Origin of the sequence: Promicromonospora citrea (assembly GCF_013004695.1) — a bacterium.
Lineage (GTDB): Bacteria > Actinomycetota > Actinomycetes > Actinomycetales > Cellulomonadaceae > Promicromonospora > Promicromonospora citrea.
Genome location: NZ_JABEMG010000104.1, coordinates 1 through 15,638 on the forward strand (window position 1 = coordinate 1; position 15,638 = coordinate 15,638).

Genomic DNA, 15,638 nt, shown 5'->3' on the forward strand with positions numbered 1-15,638 from the left:
TCCGAGGACGGCTTCCGCATCCTCGTGCGCGACTCCCCCGTCGCTCAGGCCACCGGCACGTTCTCGAGCCTCATCGGCGACGTCGCCACGCAGGTCGAGGCCATCCTCGAGCCGCAGTTCCGGTCGAGCAGCCCGCGCGCCACGAGCCCTGCCACCGCCGTGCGGCCCGACGGCGTCAGCACGCCCAGGTCGAGGCCGTCGCGCAGGCGCACGCCGAGCATGACCCGCTCGAGGTGCGCCTCCTGCGCGGTGAGCAGCTCCCGGCCGGCTCCGGGGCTGTGCCCGGCCTCGAGCCGCGTGGCGTACGCGCGGGGGTGCTTGACGTTCCACCAGCGCACGCCCGCGGCGTCGGCCTCGGAAGTCCCCGCGGCCACGTAGCTGTGCGCGCCCGGGCCCACGCCCCACCAGTCGTCACCGCGCCAGTAGCCGATGTTGTGCCGGCACTCGTGGCCCGGCCGCGACCAGTTCGACACCTCGTACCAGTGCAGGCCCGCCGCGGTGAGCAGGTCGTCGGCGAGCTCGTACTTCGCGGCCTGGTCGTCCTCGTCGGGCAGCGTGAGCTCGCCGCGGCGCACCTGGGCGGCCATCTTCGTGCCCTGCTCCACCACCAGCGCGTACGCGCTCACGTGGTCGACGCCGGTGGCCAGCGCCGTCTCGACGCTCGCCCGCCAGTCGGCGAGCGACTCGCCGGGCGTGCCGTAGATGAGGTCGAGCGAGACGTCCAGCCCGGCGTCCCGCGCCCAGCGCACGACGTCGGGGATGCGCGCCGGGTCGTGCGTGCGCTCCAGCGTCGCCAGCACGTGCGGCACCGCGGACTGCATGCCGAACGAGACGCGCGTGAACCCGGCGTCGGCCAGCACGCGCAGCGACTCGGGGGTCACCGAGTCCGGGTTGGCCTCCGTCGTCACCTCGGCGTCGTCGGCCAGGCCCCACGCGTCCCTGATGCCGTCCAGCACCCGGGCGAGGTCGTGCGCGGGCAGCATCGTGGGCGTGCCGCCGCCGAAGAAGACGGTGGACACCGCGGCGGGACCGCGGCCGGCGCCGGCCAGGACGCGCTGCGCGAGCTCGACCTCGCGCAGCGCCGTCCCGGCGTACGCGGCCTGGTTGGCACCGCCGCCGAGCTCGGCCGCCGTGTAGGTGTTGAAGTCGCAGTACCCGCACCGCACGCTGCAGAACGGCACGTGCACGTACACACCGAACGGCCGGCCGGGCTCCGCGGACGACGGGCGCACCCAGCCGGGCAGCGCGCCGTCGTCGGGGACGGGGACGCCGGGGGGAAGAGCTGGCACCTACTTCTTCTTGTCCTTGGGGGCCGAGTCGGAGGAGAGGGCCGCGATGAAGGCGTCCTTCGGGACCTCGACGGACCCGATGTTCTTCATGCGCTTCTTGCCCTCCTTCTGCTTCTCCAGCAGCTTGCGCTTGCGGCTGATGTCACCGCCGTAGCACTTGGCGAGCACGTCCTTGCGCATGGCGCGGATGGTCTCGCGGGCGATGACGCGCGCGCCGATCGCGGCCTGGATCGGCACCTCGAACTGCTGCCTGGGGATGATCTCCTTGAGCTTGCCCGTCATGAGCACGCCGTAGTCGTACGCCTTCTCGCGGTGCACGATCGCGCTGAACGCGTCCACCTGCTCGCCCTGCAGCAGGATGTCGACCTTGACCAGGTCGGCCGTCTGCTCGCCGCTCGGCTCGTAGTCGAGCGAGGCGTAGCCGCGGGTGCGCGACTTGAGCTGGTCGAAGAAGTCGAAGACGATCTCGGCCAGCGGCAGCGTGTAGCGCAGCTCGACGCGGTCCTCGGACAGGTAGTCCATGCCGAGCTGCACGCCACGGCGCTCGTTGCACAGCCCCATGACGGTGCCGACGAACTCGCTCGGGGTCAGGATGGTCGCCTTGACGACCGGCTCCCTGACCTCCTTGATCTTGCCGCCGGGGAACTCGCTCGGGTTGGTGACCTTGACCTCCGTGCCGTCCTCGAGCGTCACGTCGTAGATGACGTTCGGTGCGGTCGAGATGAGGTCGAGGTTGAACTCGCGCTCGAGGCGCTCGCGCACGATCTCCAGGTGCAGCAGGCCGAGGAAGCCCACGCGGAAGCCGAACCCGAGCGCCACCGACGTCTCCGGCTCGTAGTTCAGCGCGGCGTCGTTGAGCTTGAGCTTGTCCAGCGCGTCGCGCAGGTCGGGGTAGTCCGAGCCGTCCACCGGGTAGAGGCCCGAGAACACCATGGGCTTGGGGTCGCTGTAGCCCCCGAGCGCCTCCGCGGCGGGCTTGGCCTGGTTGGTGACGGTGTCGCCGACCTTGGACTGCCGCACGTCCTTGACGCCCGTGATGAGGTAGCCCACCTCGCCCACGCCGAGACCCTTGGTCGGGTTCGGCTCCGGCGAGATGACGCCGATCTCCAGCAGCTCGTGGCTGGCCCGCGTGGACATCATCGTGATGCGCTCGCGCGGGTTGAGGTCGCCGTCGACGACGCGGACGTAGGTGACCACGCCGCGGTAGGTGTCGTACACCGAGTCGAAGATCATGGCGCGCGCCGGGGCGTCGGCGTCCCCCACGGGCGCGGGCACGGCCGCGACGATGCGGTCCAGCAGCGCCTCGACGCCCGCACCGGTCTTGCCGCTGACCTTGAGCACGTCGTCGGGGTCGCCGCCCACGAGGTTGGCGAGCTCCTCGGCGTACTTCTCCGGCTGCGCGGCCGGCAGGTCGATCTTGTTGAGGACCGGGATGATCTCCAGGTCGTTCTCCATCGCCAGGTACAGGTTGGCCAGCGTCTGGGCCTCGATGCCCTGCGCGGCGTCGACCAGCAGCACGGCACCCTCGCACGCGGCCAGCGACCGGGACACCTCGTAGGTGAAGTCCACGTGGCCCGGCGTGTCGATCATGTTGAGGGCGTGCGGCGTGCCGTCCACCTCCCAGGGCATGCGCACGGCCTGCGACTTGATGGTGATGCCGCGCTCGCGCTCGATGTCCATGCGGTCCAGGTACTGCGCGCGCATGGCGCGCGGCTCGACCACGCCCGTGAGCTGGAGCATGCGGTCGGCCAGCGTGGACTTGCCGTGGTCGATGTGCGCGATGATGCAGAAGTTGCGGATCAGCTCGGGCGCGGTGGCGTTCGGCTGGATGCGCGCCGCAAGCGTGGGACCGGGGATGGGCAAAGCGATCTCGCTCCGTCGTCAGGGTGGTGGTGTCAGGACAGGGCCTTCCCATTCTCCCACGTCCCGTGCGAGCGGGGGACGCCGTGCCTACGGTCGAGGGGCAAGCGTCCCCGACCGACGGAGGAGAACCATGTCGCACCTGACCGGCAAGCAGGTCCTGGCGGTGGTCACCAACTACGGCGTGGAGCAGGACGAGCTCCTCGTACCGATGCGGCACCTGCGCGACCACGGCGCGGTGGTGACGCTGGCCGCCGTGAAGGACGAGGACGTGCGCACCCTCGTGGGCGACGAGAAGCCCGGCGAGTCGGTCGCGCCCGACACGACGATCGACGACGTCGACCCGGCCGGCTTCGACCTGCTGCTCGTGCCGGGCGGCACGATCAACGCGGACACGCTGCGCCTGCAGGGCCCCGCCGTCACGGTCGCCGAGGCGTTCGCGGGTTCCGGGCGACCGATCGCGGCGATCTGCCACGGGCCGTGGCTGCTCGTCGAGGCGGGCAAGGTCTCCGGCGCGCGCCTGACCAGCTACCCGTCGCTGGCCACCGACGTGCGCAACGCGGGCGGCACCTGGGTCGACGAGCCGGTCGTCCGGGACGAGGGTGCGGGGTTCCCCCTGATCACCTCCCGCAACCCGGACGACCTGCCCGACTTCCTCCGCGAGATCGACGCGGTCCTGGAGGGGTAGCCGCCGGCTCAGCCGGCCGGGGCGGGCGCCGTCCCGGGCAGGATGCGGCGCAGCACGTCGGCGAGCGTGACGACGCCGAACGCGCCCCGCCCCGGACCGCCCGGCCCCGCGCCCGGCACGACGGCGAGGTGGTTGCCCGTCTCGCGCATGCTCGTCAGCGCGGCGTGGAGCGGCACGTCCGGCGCGAGCTCGAACACCGGCCGGGTCACGTCCGCGACCGGCGCGTCGTCGGCCAGCAGGAGGGTGTCGCGCACGTGCACGACACCCGTCGGGCGGCCCGCCGCGTCCTCCACGAGGATCCGCAGGTGGCCCGACGCGCGGGCCGCCTCGCGCACCCGCCCCGCGGTCGCGCCCACGCCGACGGCCGACGGCGCCGCGTGGCCCGCCAGCAGGTCCGCGACGGTCAGCCGGCGCAGGTCGAGGGCGCCCGCGAGATGGTCGGAGTAGGCCAGCTCGAGGGCCCCGACGCTCGCCGAGTGCTCGACGAGGTGCCGCAGGTCGTCCGGGCCCTGGCCCGACGCCACGTGGTCCGCCGGCTCGACGCCGACGCGCCGCAGGCACCAGTTCGCCGCACCGTTGAGCGCGACGAGCGCCGGGCGGGTCAGCGCCATGAAGGCACGCATCGGCAGCGCCAGCAGGGTCGCGCTGCTCTCCGGGTGGGCGATGGCCCACGACTTCGGCGCCATCTCCCCCACCACGAGGTGCAGGAAGGTGACGATCACCAGGGCCAGCACGAAGCCCGCGACGTCAGCGGCCCACAGGGGCGCGCCCCATCCCTCGAACACCGGCGTGAGCCAGTGGTGGACGGCCGGCTTGGTGATCGCACCCAGCGCGAGGGTCGCCGCGGTGATGCCGAGCTGGGAGCCCGCCAGCAGCACGGTCAGCTCGCTCGCGCTGCGCAGCGCGGCCCGGGCCGAGCGGCTGGTGGGCGCCGCGTCCTCCAGCCGGTGCCGCCGGGCGGCGAGCAGGGCGAACTCGACCGCGACGAAGAAGGCGCTCAGGGCGATGATGACGACGGTCGCGACGGCGACCACCCACGGGTTGCTCATCGGTCCCCCTCTCCCGTTCGGGCGGTCTCCGGCATGTCCACGAGCGTGACGCGGACGCGGGACGGCACGTGCCGCTCCACCTCGAGCACCTCGATGCGCAGCGCCCGGTCCGGGGGCGGCTCCGGCGCGACGAGGTCGGCCGGGTCGGCGGGCAGCACGACGTCGACGACGTCGCCCGCCGCGGGCAGCGCGCCGTGGGCCGCGATCGCCAGGCCCGCCACCGTCTCGTGGTCACCGTCGGGCAGGTCGTGCCCGACGGCGCGCTCCACCTCGTCGAGGTGTACGTCGCCCGCCATCACCCAGATGCCGTCGGACGCCGCCGTGACCGGGTCGGTCTCGTCGTCGTGCTCGTCGGTGATCTCGCCGACCAGCTCCTCCGCGAGGTCCTCCACGGTCAGCACGCCCGCGAGGCCGCCGTACTCGTCGACCACGCAGGCGAGCTGGTTGCGGGTCGCCGAGAGGGCGTGCAGGGCGTCGGGCAGGGCCATCGACGTCGGCAGCACGAGTGCCTCCCGCATGAGGTCGGCGGCGGTCGCGGTGCTCAGGCCGGAGTCCAGGCCGGCGCTCAGCAGGTCCGTGAGGTGCACGACGCCCACGACCTCGCCGTCGTCGTCCACCACGGGGTAGCGGGAGTGGCCGCCCGCCATCCGCTCGCGGACCTGCGCGAGCGGGTCGTCCGCGTGCACGACGCCGACGCGGGCGCGCGGGATCATCGCGTGCTCGACGTCCTGGCGCGGGAAGTCGAGCACCCGGTCGAGCAGCACCGACAGGTCGGCTGGGAGGTCGCCGCTCGCCCGGGACTCGGCGACGATGTGCTCGAGGTCGCGCGCCGTCGCCGAGTGCTCGACGTCGTGCACCGGCTCGATGCGCAGGAGGCGCAGGAGACCGTTCGAGGCGGCGTCGAACACGCGGATCAGCCAGCCGAACACGGCCAGGTACAGGGTCGTCGAGCGGGCGAGCCACAGCGCGACGGGCTCCGGCCGCGCGATAGCAAGGTTCTTCGGCACGAGCTCGCCGAACAGCATCTGGACGAGCGTCGAGAACAGGAGCGCCAGCACGGTACCGATCGCGACGCCGGTCCCCGCGGGGACGCCCACACCGCCCAGCGCCTCACCCAGCGCCTCACCGACGAGCGGCTCGGCGACGTAGCCGACGAGCAGACCCGTGACGGTGATGCCGAGCTGCGCGCCCGACAGCATGAAGCTCGTGCGGCGCGTGACGCCGAGCGCTCGCCGGGCCCCGGCGTCCCCGGCCTCGGACCGCGACGCCAGCCGCGCGCGGTCGACCGCCATGTACGCGAACTCCTGCGCGACGAAGTACCCCGTCCCGGCGGTGATCACACCGATGACGAGCACGCCCAGCAGGAGGGAGAGCACCCAGCTCAACGCCACCACCTCCGCCCCGAGGTGCCGTGTCGTCGGGCTGGGCGGGGACTATGACTGTCTGCGTCCATGATCCTTCACTGAGAGTTTCGTGCCGGTCCGGTGACACGCACCGGTGACGGTGTCGCGCTGGTAACGACCCGGGCGGCCCGGGGGTTCCAGCCTGCCACGGTCCCCGTGTCGGTGGCGGGCTGTACCTTTCGGGCCATGGCCCTCGATCACCTCGCGCTGCTCATCCGTCTCCAGGACGAGTTCCTGGCCGCCGTCCACGACGCCGACCCGGACGCGCCCGTCCCTGCCTGCGGTGCGTGGACGGTGCGTGACCTGGTCGAGCACCTCGCCGGGATCCACCACTGGGCGGCGGGCAACGCCTACCGGGTCGAGCCCGAGCCGCTCGGCGAGGGACCGTACGACCTCGCGGCGCACTTCGCGGCCCAGGCCTCGACCCTGCGCCGCGCGCTGTCCGAGCTCGACCCGGACGCGACGGCGCACGTGCTGAGCCACCCCGAGCTCCTCGGCCCCGGGCCCGTGCGGTTCTGGCACCGCCGCCAGCTGCACGAGACGCTCGTGCACCTGCACGACCTGCGGGCCGCGGCGGCGGGCGCGGGCACGCCCGGGCTCGTGGACGTCGGACCGGAGGTGTGGGCGGACTCCGTCGACGAGGTGGTGACGGTGTTCCAGCCCCGCCAGGTGGGCCTCGGCCGCATGGAGCCGCTGCGCCACCCCGTCGCCCTCACCGCGACCGACGCACCCGGCACCCCGCTGTGGGTGCTCGGCGCGGGCGGGCAGCGCACGCACGAGGTGGCACCCGACGTCGTCGTGTCCGGCAGCGCCGAGGGGCTCGCCCTCGCGCTGTGGGGCCGGCTGACGCCGGAGGAGGCCGGGCTGACCGTCGAGGGCGACCGCGCCGACCTCGACGCGGCGCTCGCCGAGCCGATCGTGCCGTAGCGGCGGGCCGGTCGACCCGGTCACCGGACGCGGCGACGGCGGCCCGCACGTCGGCGTCGAGCCGCGCGAGGGGGACGCCGCGCGCGGTGCCGTCCTTCACGGGCGCGCCCTCGGTCGGTACGGCGCGCAGGGCGGTGACCACCTCGCCGAGGGCACGGACCCCGTCGCGGGTCAGGTCCCCCGGCCCGGGCGGCGTGCCCTCCAGCCACGGCACCACCGACCAGTGGAACGGGTACCCCTCGCCGGGCTCGCCCACGGCGAGCGGTGCGGGAACCTCGACCGGCAGGTGGGCGGCGAGCAGGGGCAGCCACCGGGCGTCGGCCACGGCATGGTCCCGGGCCCAGCCGGTCCGCGGCAGGCGGGCCAGCAGGTCGCCGCCGAGCCGGAACAGGTGGTGGTCGGTCCCGCCCGCGGGGCCCGGCGTCACGGCCAGGTGCGCCCACTGCGGGAGCTGGGCGGCGACCAGGCGCCGGACCAGGTCGGGCGTGGGGACGATCTCGTCGTCGTGCATGGGGTCACCGTGGCATCCGGGTCGGGTACCGGCCCAGGCTTTTCCCGCACCGATGAGTCCCGGGCCCCGGTGTCGTCGGACCGGCATGACGGACCACACCACCACCAGCCGCGGCGACCGCGTCGCCTACGACCTCTACGGCGGCACCGGGCCCGCCCTCGTCTTCGTCACCGGCGCCGGACCGGACCGCGCCGACGACCCCGTGACCGCGCGGACCGCGCGGCTCGTCGCCGACGCGGGGGTCACCGCCGTCGTCCACGACCGCCTCGGTCGCGGCGAGAGCCCCGCGGACGGACGCCTCGACCTGGACCGCGAGCTCGCCGCCCTCGCCGCCGTGCTCGAGACGGCGGGCGGCCCGGCGGTGCTCGTGGGCCACTCGTCGGGCTGCTCGCTGAGCCTTCGTGCCGCCCAGGAGGGCCTGCCCGTCACGGCGCTCGCGCTCTGGGAGGCGCCGCTCGGTGGCCCGGCGGCGACCACGCGGGCGTGGGCGGACGAGATCGAGCGTCTGCTCGACGCCGGTGACCACGAGAACGCCATGCGGCACTACATGAAGGACATGCCGCCGGAGTGGCTGGCGGGCATGGAGGCGTCGCCCGCCTGGCCCGAGCTCGCCCGGACCGTCGCGGCCTACCGTGCGGACGCGCAGTCCCTCGCCTGGGCGCAGCAGGCGCTGGAGGACGGCACGCTCGACGTCGCGGTGCCGGTGCTGGCGATGTACGGCACGGAGACGTTCCCGGAGATGCCCGTCGCCGCGGCGGCGATCGCCGCGGCCGCACCACGCGGCACCACGCAGGAGATGCCGGGCGCGATGCACAGCTGGGAGCCCGCGCCCATGGCCGCCGTCCTGGCGGAGCTCGCCAAGGAGCACGCCGGGTAGATGCCGGATGTTCCGTTCGTCCGATCCGGTACGGTTCCGGCGTGAGCTTCGCATCCGACAACAGCTACCCCGGCGACTACGAGGGTGACGTCCACCCGATCTACAACCCCGAGCTGGACGGCGATCCCGACCCGGGTGAGGTCGTGTGGACGTGGGTGCCGTACGAGGAGGACCACAGCAGGGGCAAGGACCGTCCCGTGCTGCTCGTCGGGCAGGACGGCCCGTGGCTGCTCGGCCTGCAGCTGACCAGCCAGGACCACGACAGGGACGCGCTGCAGGAGGCCCGGGCCGGCCGGATCTGGATGGACGTCGGCACCGGCCGCTGGGACCGGTCCGGCCGCCCGTCGGAGGTGCGGATCAACCGCGTCATCCGCGTCGACCCGGACGACGTGCGCCGCGAGGGCGACATCCTCGACCGGGACATGTTCGACGAGGTCGTGAAGTACATGGACCGGGCGCTCGACCTCACCTGAGCCGCCGCCGGACCTGTGCTCCCGGCGGTGCCGGGCTACCCTGCGGTCCGTGACCCAGAACCCGTGGCTCAAGCTGCTCGGCGACGTCGTCGAGGCCGTGGCCCGCACCGCCCTCGACCAGAAGACCGCCGACCGGCCCGCTCCGACGACCGGCCGGCGGGCCGAGACCGGCCGCCCCGCGCCGTCGCCCGCCCGCCGTCCGCGCAGGGACGTGCCCGAGACGGACGGCTACCCCGGCGACTACACGGGCCGGGTCACGCCGGTCTACCGGCCGGAGCTCGACGGCGAGCCGGACCCGGGCGAGGTCGTGTGGTCATGGGTGCCGTACGAGGAGGACCACAGCCAGGGCAAGGACCGGCCCGTGCTGATCGTGGGCCACGACGGGCCGTGGCTGCTCGCGCTCCAGCTCACCAGCCAGGACCACGACAGGGACGCCGAGCAGGAGGCCCGCGCCGGACGCCGCTGGATGGACATCGGCTCGGGCGCGTGGGACGCATCCGGCCGGCCGTCCGAGGTGCGCCTGAACCGGGTCATCCGGATCCACCCCGACGCGGTGCGCCGGGAGGGCGCGATCCTCGACAAGGCCGTCTTCGACCAGGTGGTCGCGGCGCTCTGAGCCGCGACCACCGGGCCTGCCCGTCCGGGCGTCCGCTCGGGACCGGGTCTGCTCAGGGCTGTATCGACACCACCAGGAACGCCGCGAGCAGCACGAGGTGCACCACACCCGTCAGCGTCTTGGCGCGGCCCGGTGCCACGCTCAGCATCGCCACCACGACGGAGACCGCGAGCAGCACCATCTGCGTCGGGTCGAGGCCGAGGGTCAGCGACCCGTCCATCCAGATCATGGCCACCGCGATGCTCGGGATGGTGAGGCCGATCGAGGCCATCGCGGAGCCGTAGGCGAGGTTGAGGCTCGTCTGCACGCGGTTGCGCAGCGCGTTGCGGACGGCGGCGATCGACTCGGGCGCCAGCACGAGGAACGCGATGACCACGCCGACCACGCCGTAGGGCAGGCCCGCCGCCTCGACGGCGTGCTCGATGGTGGGCGAGAGCATCTTGGCGAGGAACACCACCGACACGAGCGCGACCAGGAGCAGCGCGGCACTGGTCCACGTCTGGCGGGCCGTGGGCGGGTCGGCGTGGTGGTCGCCGTCCTCGTCGCGGATGATGCCGGTGAACCGGCCGTACCGGTCGCTCGTCACGGGCAGGAAGAAGTCCCGGTGGCGTACGGTCTGCGTGAACACGAAGGCCCCGTACAGCAGCAGCGACGCCACCGCCGCGAAGCCGAGCTGGAACGGCGTGTAGGCGCCGCCCTCCGCCGAGGTGGTGAAGCGGGGCAGCACCAGGGTGACGGCGGCCAGCGCGATCACGGTGGCGAGGGCCGAGCCGGTGCCCGACGCGTTGAAGCTGACCAGGCGGTGCTTGCTCGCGCCGACGAGCAGGGACAGGCCGACGATGCCGTTGAACGTGATCATGACCGCGGCGAAGACGGTGTCGCGCGCGTAGGTGCTCGACGCGCCCCCGCCGCTGCTCATGAGCATGAGGATGAGGCCGACCTCGATCACCGTCACCGCGACCGCGAGGATGAGCGAGCCGAACGGCTCACCGACCTTGTGCGCCACGACCTCCGCGTGGTGGACCGCCGCGAGCACCGCACCGACCAACGCCGCGCCGATCGCCGTGAGGACCGCTGGATGTTCGTGATTGGTCCAGGTCGCCACCAGCAGCAGCAGCGCGAGGATCGGGACCACTACGGTCCACTGGAAACGGCCGGTCACGGTCGCTGAATTCATGCGCCGGAGTCTAAAGGCGCTCGTCAGGGTGCCTCCGACCGGGCCACGGCAGGCGTGGCCACCGTCACGACAGCGGGTTCGGTGCGACGGCAGGGCCTCTGGTAATCTTGGAGGTCGCGTGTCCGCCCAGGTCGGCGGGCACAGTCGCAGCTCCTCTCCACGGGTTCCCCACCCCAGTCCCGGATCTGCGGCCGCCCTCTACGACCTATCCGCTCGCCATCCGGCGAACACACCAGGAAGTCCACTCGTGGCAAACATCAAGTCCCAGATGAAGCGCATCAAGACGAACGAGAAGGCTCGTCTGCGCAACAAGTCCGTCAAGTCGGAGCTGAAGACCCACATCCGCAAGGTTCGTGAGGCCGTCGCCGCCGGCGACAAGGAGACCGCCACGGTCGCCCTTGCCGTCGCGTCGCGCAAGCTCGACAAGGCTGTCTCGAAGGGCGTCATCCACGCGAACCAGGCCGCGAACCGTAAGTCGGCCATCGCGAAGCAGGTCGCGGCTCTCTGAGCCGACCTCCTGCGCTGACATCGCGGGTTGACGTCGCGGCGTCGAGCTCGGTGCCGCGCTGACGTCGAGGACGCCGTCCACCCCTCGGGGAGGGCGGCGTCCTTCGTGTGTCCGAGGCCCGCTCAGCTCCGCCGGGAGCGCGCGATGGTCAGCACGGCACGCTCGACCGCGAAGACCGTGTCGCGTGCCTCGCCCTTGACGTCGGCGTCCGCCTGGGCGACGGCGGAGATCGCCGCCGCCAGCCCTTCCGGCGTCCAGGCCCGCAGATCCTTGCGGGCGCGGTCGACCTGCCAGGGCGCCATGCCGAGGTCCTTGGCCGCGAGCCCGCCGCCGCGCATCGCCGCGACCTTGGCGAGGTTGCGCAGCCGCAGCGCCAGGGCCGCGACGATCGGCACCGGGTCGAGTCCCGTGTCGAGCGCGTGCCGCAGCAGCGCGACGGCGGCCCCGGCGTCGCCCGCCACCGCGGCGTCGGCCACGCGGAAGCCGGTGGCCTCCACCCGGCCGCCGTAGTACCGGTCGACCGTGTCGACCGTCACTGTCCCCGTCGTGTCGGCGACGAGCTGCGCGCACGCCGAAGCCAGCTCCCGCAGGTCGGTGCCCAGCGCGTCGACCAGCGCGCGCACCGCCTCCGCCTCGATCCGGCGCCGGGCGGCCTTGAACTCCCCCACCACGAACGAGGCCTTCTCCGCGTCCTTCGTCACCGGCTCGCCGACCATGACGGGCGCGCCCGACCGCGTGACCGTGTCCAGCATCTTCTTGCCACGCTGCCCCCCGCCGTGGACCACCACGACGACGGTCTCCTCGTCCGGGGCGGCGACGTAGGAGATGAGGTCGGCCATGAGCTCCTCCGTCCCCGCCTCCGCGGACCGGACGACCACGACCTTCGCCTCGCCGAAGAGCGACGGGCTCGCGGCGACGGCGAGCTGGCCGGCCCCGTACGTCGCACCCTCCAGCTCGACCTTCTCGACCTCCGGGTCCCGCTCGCGGGCCAGCCGGACGACGCCGTCCACCGCGCGCTCGGTGAGGAGCGGCTCGGCGCCCCGCACCAGCACGACGGGGGCGAGCGTCGGCTCGTCCCAGCTCCGGCCGGAGGGGGTCGTGGCAGTACGTCGCTTGGTCGCTGGAGGCACGGACACAGCCTGCCACGCGCCACCGACATCTACGCGTCGCCGCTGCGCTCCCAGACCAGGCCGACCGTGGCCAGCCGGACGCCGTCGGTCCGGGCGTTGGCGACCACGCACGCGCCGGGCTCCGCGCAGTCGGCCGAGCCGCCGCCCACCAGCGCGATCTCGCGCTCGACGGGGAGGCGGGCCGTCACCGCGCCGTCACCGTCGGCGACGACGCGCCTGCCGTCGTCGTAGAGGCAGTTCTCCGTGTCGACGCCGCCGTCCGGCGTCGTGGCGCACTGCGCGAGGCGGACGACAGCACCGGCGGGATAGCCGGTACCGGTGACGGTGAGCGTGCCCGTGTCCTCGTCGAGGTCACGCTCGGACAGCTCGAGCACCGGGGCGGCCGGGGGCTCGGCGTCGCCGGGCAGGGGCGCCGGTGCCGCCGCGACCACGCGGTCCGCGAGGTCGGCGACCGCGAGCGCGCACGGGTCCTGCGCGCAGTCCACCTCGGTCACCGAGCCCACGTGCACGAACGGCTTCGCCGGGCGGGTGGCCGAGATCCTGCCCTCGCCGTCGGCGACGACCTGCTCGCGGGTCGTCATGTCGCACGCGTCGAGCGCCTCCGCGCCCGGAGCCGTGCCGCCCAGGCACTGCACCAGGTACTGGTTGCCGCCCGCGAACCCCGTGCCGGAGACCTCCCACGTGCCGTCGCTCTGCCGGACGGTCAGCGTCGGCGCGTCCTCCTGACCGCCGGACGACGACGCGCCCGGCTCGCTCCCCCGGGGCGGGTCGCCGCCGGGCCCCGGCGCCGACGTGCAGGCGGTGAGCGCCAGCAGGACGAGGAGTGCAGGGGCCAGGACCCCCGCGCGCCTCACGGGTACCCCAGGTACTTGTCGACGCCGGCGCCGACCCGCCAGCTCCACGCGTCGCGGTTGCGCATCCAGCGGATGCCGTCGCCCCAGACGTGGAACTCCTGCTCGAGGTAGCAGGCGACGGCGTTGGTCTGGTTGAGCTCGCCCAGGTCGGTGCGGTACTGGCGTCGGTCGTTGGTCCCCGGGCTGCCCGCGCCGACGGTCGAGACCAGCTCGGCGGCGCACTTACGCCCCTGCTCCGACACGTACAGCACGTGGGTGCCGTACCGCCCGGCGGAGTGGCCGCCCTCGCACGCGACCGAGATCGCGTTCGAGTGCAGCGGCACGTGGACGTCGGCGCCCACCCGGTTGGACCGGTCGATGTTCTGCCGGGTCAGGCCGTCCCCGCGGACGACCTTGTAGCCCCGGGCCAGCAGGCCCGGCGGCTTGTCGGACCCCGAGCCGCGCACCGCGGCGATCGCGACCCGGCGCGAGTTCAGGTTCTCGCTGAACCCGTCGCAGCCGGTGTTGTCGTGACAGACGGTGTCCCCGCGGTCGTGGCACGACTGCGAGAGATAGACCACCTTGCCGTTCCACTTCTCCGGCACGTACGTGACGTCGGCGGACGCCGTGGGGGCGAGGGCCAGCAGCCCGGCGCCGACGAGGGCGAGGGAGGCGAGGGCGGACAGGACCCGCCGGAGCATCGCGTGCATCGTCGTCACCCCAGCTCGATCGGCAGAGCGGTGGGCGCGCACATGTCCCCGCCGGTCGCGTACGCGAAGGCGAGGCAGTCGCCGTCGAGCGTGAACGTCACGGAGTCGACGGCGCCGTTGCTGTGCACGGTGAACAGCAGCGCCTCCCAGACGTCGCCGGGGTACACCCCGGCCTCGGGGAGGGCCTGGGCGAACGCGGCGTCGACGTCCACCGTGGCGGCACTGTGGTCGAGGTGGACCGTGGTGGGCGCGAGCCCCGCTCCCGGGAGGTAGGCGGCCAGCACCTCGTCGACGGCGGCGGCCAGCGTGGCGTCGGCCGACGCGCCGGTGATCTCCTGGCCGCGGACGGCCTGCCCCTCCGCGGTGGCCTGGAGGCCGCCGGTCGGCTCGACGGGCGCCCCCGGCCCGCAGCCGAGGTACGGGGTCGTCCCGCCGTCCGGCGACCGCGGGCCGTCGGGGATCTCCGGGCACCCGCCGTCGACGGGCGGCATGGCGGACGGCGGCATGGCGGACCGCTGCTCGGTGGTCGACTGCTCGGTGGTCGGCTGCTCGGTGGCCGCGAGCGCCGCGGCGTCGAGGTCGGCCCGCTCGGGCCCGGCCAGGGGTTCCGTCCCCGCCACCACGACGGTCCACCCGTCCAGCAACCGGGCCGACTCCTCGAGCCAGGCGTCGGCGGCCTCCGGGTCGCGCGCGACGTCCACGCGCACCACCTGCTCGGCCTCGGAGACGTCGGTGACGACGCTCTGGTCCAGCAGCTCCTGTCGCTGCGCGGCCAGCGAGGCCGCCTGAGCCTGCCCGCCCGCGCTGAACGCGGCGGCCGGGACGAGCACGGCGGCCGCGACGACGACCGCAAGGGCCCGGTGCTGCCGACGACTGGTCGGTCTGAGATCGATCACGTAGCCCCCTGACGCGAGACGAAAGTTCACCCTCGTCACACCCACGGTAAGCGCGCGGGCGAGATCCGCAACGTCTCAGCGGAATGTCGCGCGCGCAGGTCAGCACCCCGCCAGGCCCACCTGCCCGTCCCGCACGACGAGGGCGACGGTGCCGCACTCGTCGGTCCGGACGACGACGGCGCCGACCCCCGCGTACAGGCTGAGCGCCTCGCGCGTCGGGTGCCCGTAGTCGTTGCCGCGGCCGGCCGAGACGAGCGCGACGGCCGGACGGAGCCGCCGCGCGAGCTCACCGGACTGCACGGCGGACCCGTGGTGGGCGACCTTGACGACGTCGGCCTGCCCGACGAGGGAGGCGAGCTCCGCCTGGCCTGCGTCCTCCAGGTCGCCCAGCAGCACGACGTCGAGGCCGGCCGTGCGGGCACCGAGCACGACGCTCGAGTCGTTGGCGCCCGCGCCGGCCCCGGCGAGCAGCACCTGCCACCCGACCGTGCCGGCCGTGCCCCGGTCACCGGTCCCCGCGACGCGCACCGGCACCTCCGCCCCGGCGAGGGCCGCGTACGTCGCGGCGGCGCCCGCCGCCGGTTCGGCGACCGGTGAGACGAGCGCCGCGGTGACCTCGCGGCCCGCGAGCACCGCGGGCAGGCCGCCGACGTGGTCGGCGTGGAAGTGGCTGAGGACGAGCAGGTCGACG

The 15,638-nt window shown here is 73.9% G+C and carries 16 protein-coding genes and 1 pseudogene; 6 read left to right on the forward strand and 11 right to left on the reverse strand.

Features of this window, described 5'->3' with window-relative positions; translation table 11 throughout:
• Positions 1-44: 44 nt before the first annotated feature.
• Together hemW and lepA are read right to left on the reverse strand one after the other, a co-directional pair.
• Complete coding sequence (gene hemW / locus HLB15_RS17395) at positions 45-1,289, reverse strand: radical SAM family heme chaperone HemW (RefSeq protein ID WP_171107014.1); 1,245 nt, start codon at positions 1,287-1,289, stop codon at positions 45-47.
• Positions 1,290-3,152 carry a translation elongation factor 4 gene (gene lepA, locus HLB15_RS17400; RefSeq protein ID WP_283243433.1) on the reverse strand — a complete coding sequence of 621 codons (1,863 nt, stop codon included), beginning with the start codon at positions 3,150-3,152 and terminating at the stop codon, positions 1,290-1,292.
• Positions 3,153-3,282: 130 nt separating this feature from the next.
• Here lepA and HLB15_RS17405 point away from each other — a divergent pair, with 130 nt between their 5' ends.
• Positions 3,283-3,837 carry a type 1 glutamine amidotransferase domain-containing protein gene (locus HLB15_RS17405; protein ID WP_171107015.1) on the forward strand — a complete coding sequence of 185 codons (555 nt, stop codon included), beginning with the start codon at positions 3,283-3,285 and terminating at the stop codon, positions 3,835-3,837.
• Positions 3,838-3,845: 8 nt separating this feature from the next.
• Here HLB15_RS17405 and HLB15_RS17410 read toward each other — a convergent pair whose 3' ends face one another.
• Positions 3,846-4,886 (reverse strand): CNNM domain-containing protein, encoded by a 1,041-nt coding sequence (locus HLB15_RS17410; RefSeq protein WP_171107016.1) that lies wholly within the window; start codon positions 4,884-4,886, stop codon positions 3,846-3,848.
• On the reverse strand, positions 4,883-6,271 hold the full coding sequence (locus HLB15_RS17415) for a hemolysin family protein (RefSeq protein WP_171107017.1): 1,389 nt from the start codon (positions 6,269-6,271) through the stop codon (positions 4,883-4,885). The genes HLB15_RS17410 and HLB15_RS17415 overlap by 4 nt, the downstream gene beginning before the upstream one ends.
• A 204-nt stretch (positions 6,272-6,475) precedes the next feature.
• On the opposite strand from HLB15_RS17415, the gene HLB15_RS17420 reads away from it, so the two are divergent.
• Entirely contained in the window at positions 6,476-7,216 is a 741-nt protein-coding gene (locus tag HLB15_RS17420; protein ID WP_171107018.1) for a maleylpyruvate isomerase family mycothiol-dependent enzyme, read from the forward strand.
• A 22-nt stretch (positions 7,217-7,238) separates the two neighbouring features.
• Here the strand turns inward: HLB15_RS17420 and HLB15_RS17425 are convergent.
• Positions 7,239-7,814 (reverse strand): annotated as a pseudogene (locus tag HLB15_RS17425) (phosphotransferase); the annotation flags it as partial.
• Here HLB15_RS17425 and HLB15_RS17430 point away from each other — a divergent pair.
• Genes HLB15_RS17430 through HLB15_RS17440 form a run of 3 tightly spaced genes read left to right on the forward strand, consistent with a single transcriptional unit; the run spans position 7,813 to position 9,693 of the window.
• Positions 7,813-8,604, forward strand: coding sequence for an alpha/beta fold hydrolase (locus tag HLB15_RS17430; RefSeq protein WP_171107019.1), 792 nt, complete (start codon positions 7,813-7,815; stop codon positions 8,602-8,604). The pseudogene HLB15_RS17425 and the gene HLB15_RS17430 overlap by 2 nt on opposite strands.
• 23 nt (positions 8,605-8,627) lie before the next feature.
• Positions 8,628-9,077, forward strand: coding sequence for a type II toxin-antitoxin system PemK/MazF family toxin (locus tag HLB15_RS17435; protein WP_229785065.1), 450 nt, complete (start codon positions 8,628-8,630; stop codon positions 9,075-9,077).
• Positions 9,078-9,126: 49 nt separating this feature from the next.
• A complete protein-coding gene (locus HLB15_RS17440; RefSeq protein WP_171107021.1) occupies positions 9,127-9,693 on the forward strand; it encodes a type II toxin-antitoxin system PemK/MazF family toxin in 567 nt (188 codons plus the stop codon).
• Between the two features lie 52 nt (positions 9,694-9,745).
• On the opposite strand, the gene HLB15_RS17445 is transcribed toward HLB15_RS17440, so the two are convergent.
• On the reverse strand, positions 9,746-10,870 hold the full coding sequence (locus HLB15_RS17445; RefSeq protein ID WP_171107022.1) for a calcium:cation antiporter: 1,125 nt from the start codon (positions 10,868-10,870) through the stop codon (positions 9,746-9,748).
• A 247-nt stretch (positions 10,871-11,117) separates the two neighbouring features.
• Here HLB15_RS17445 and rpsT point away from each other — a divergent pair, with 247 nt between their 5' ends.
• Positions 11,118-11,378 carry a 30S ribosomal protein S20 gene (gene rpsT, locus HLB15_RS17450; protein WP_171107023.1) on the forward strand — a complete coding sequence of 87 codons (261 nt, stop codon included), beginning with the start codon at positions 11,118-11,120 and terminating at the stop codon, positions 11,376-11,378.
• A gap of 122 nt (positions 11,379-11,500) precedes the next feature.
• Here rpsT and holA read toward each other — a convergent pair whose 3' ends face one another.
• The 5 genes from holA to HLB15_RS17475 form a co-directional block, all read right to left on the reverse strand.
• The gene (gene holA, locus HLB15_RS17455) at positions 11,501-12,508 is read right to left on the reverse strand and encodes a DNA polymerase III subunit delta (RefSeq protein ID WP_171107024.1); all 1,008 of its coding nucleotides are present in this window, start codon (positions 12,506-12,508) and stop codon (positions 11,501-11,503) included.
• 29 nt (positions 12,509-12,537) lie between these two features.
• A complete protein-coding gene (locus HLB15_RS17460) occupies positions 12,538-13,362 on the reverse strand; it encodes a neocarzinostatin apoprotein domain-containing protein (RefSeq protein ID WP_171107025.1) in 825 nt (274 codons plus the stop codon).
• A complete protein-coding gene (locus HLB15_RS17465) occupies positions 13,359-14,042 on the reverse strand; it encodes an N-acetylmuramoyl-L-alanine amidase (protein ID WP_171107026.1) in 684 nt (227 codons plus the stop codon). Before HLB15_RS17465 ends, HLB15_RS17460 begins: the two co-directional genes overlap by 4 nt.
• Before the next feature lie 14 nt (positions 14,043-14,056).
• Positions 14,057-14,947 carry a hypothetical protein gene (locus HLB15_RS17470; RefSeq protein WP_171107027.1) on the reverse strand — a complete coding sequence of 297 codons (891 nt, stop codon included), beginning with the start codon at positions 14,945-14,947 and terminating at the stop codon, positions 14,057-14,059.
• A gap of 99 nt (positions 14,948-15,046) precedes the next feature.
• The coding region (locus HLB15_RS17475; RefSeq protein WP_171107028.1) for a ComEC/Rec2 family competence protein at positions 15,047-15,638 on the reverse strand (592 nt) is incomplete at its 5' end.

Coding starts and splice junctions, on each gene's coding strand:
- HLB15_RS17405 (WP_171107015.1), top strand. CDS start 3,283: ATGTCGCACCTGACCGGCAAGCAGGTCCTGGCGGTGGTCACCAACTAC.
- HLB15_RS17410 (WP_171107016.1), bottom strand. CDS start 4,886: ATGAGCAACCCGTGGGTGGTCGCCGTCGCGACCGTCGTCATCATCGCC.
- HLB15_RS17420 (WP_171107018.1), top strand. CDS start 6,476: ATGGCCCTCGATCACCTCGCGCTGCTCATCCGTCTCCAGGACGAGTTC.
- HLB15_RS17430 (WP_171107019.1), top strand. CDS start 7,813: ATGACGGACCACACCACCACCAGCCGCGGCGACCGCGTCGCCTACGAC.
- HLB15_RS17445 (WP_171107022.1), bottom strand. CDS start 10,870: ATGAATTCAGCGACCGTGACCGGCCGTTTCCAGTGGACCGTAGTGGTC.
- HLB15_RS17465 (WP_171107026.1), bottom strand. CDS start 14,042: ATGCTCCGGCGGGTCCTGTCCGCCCTCGCCTCCCTCGCCCTCGTCGGC.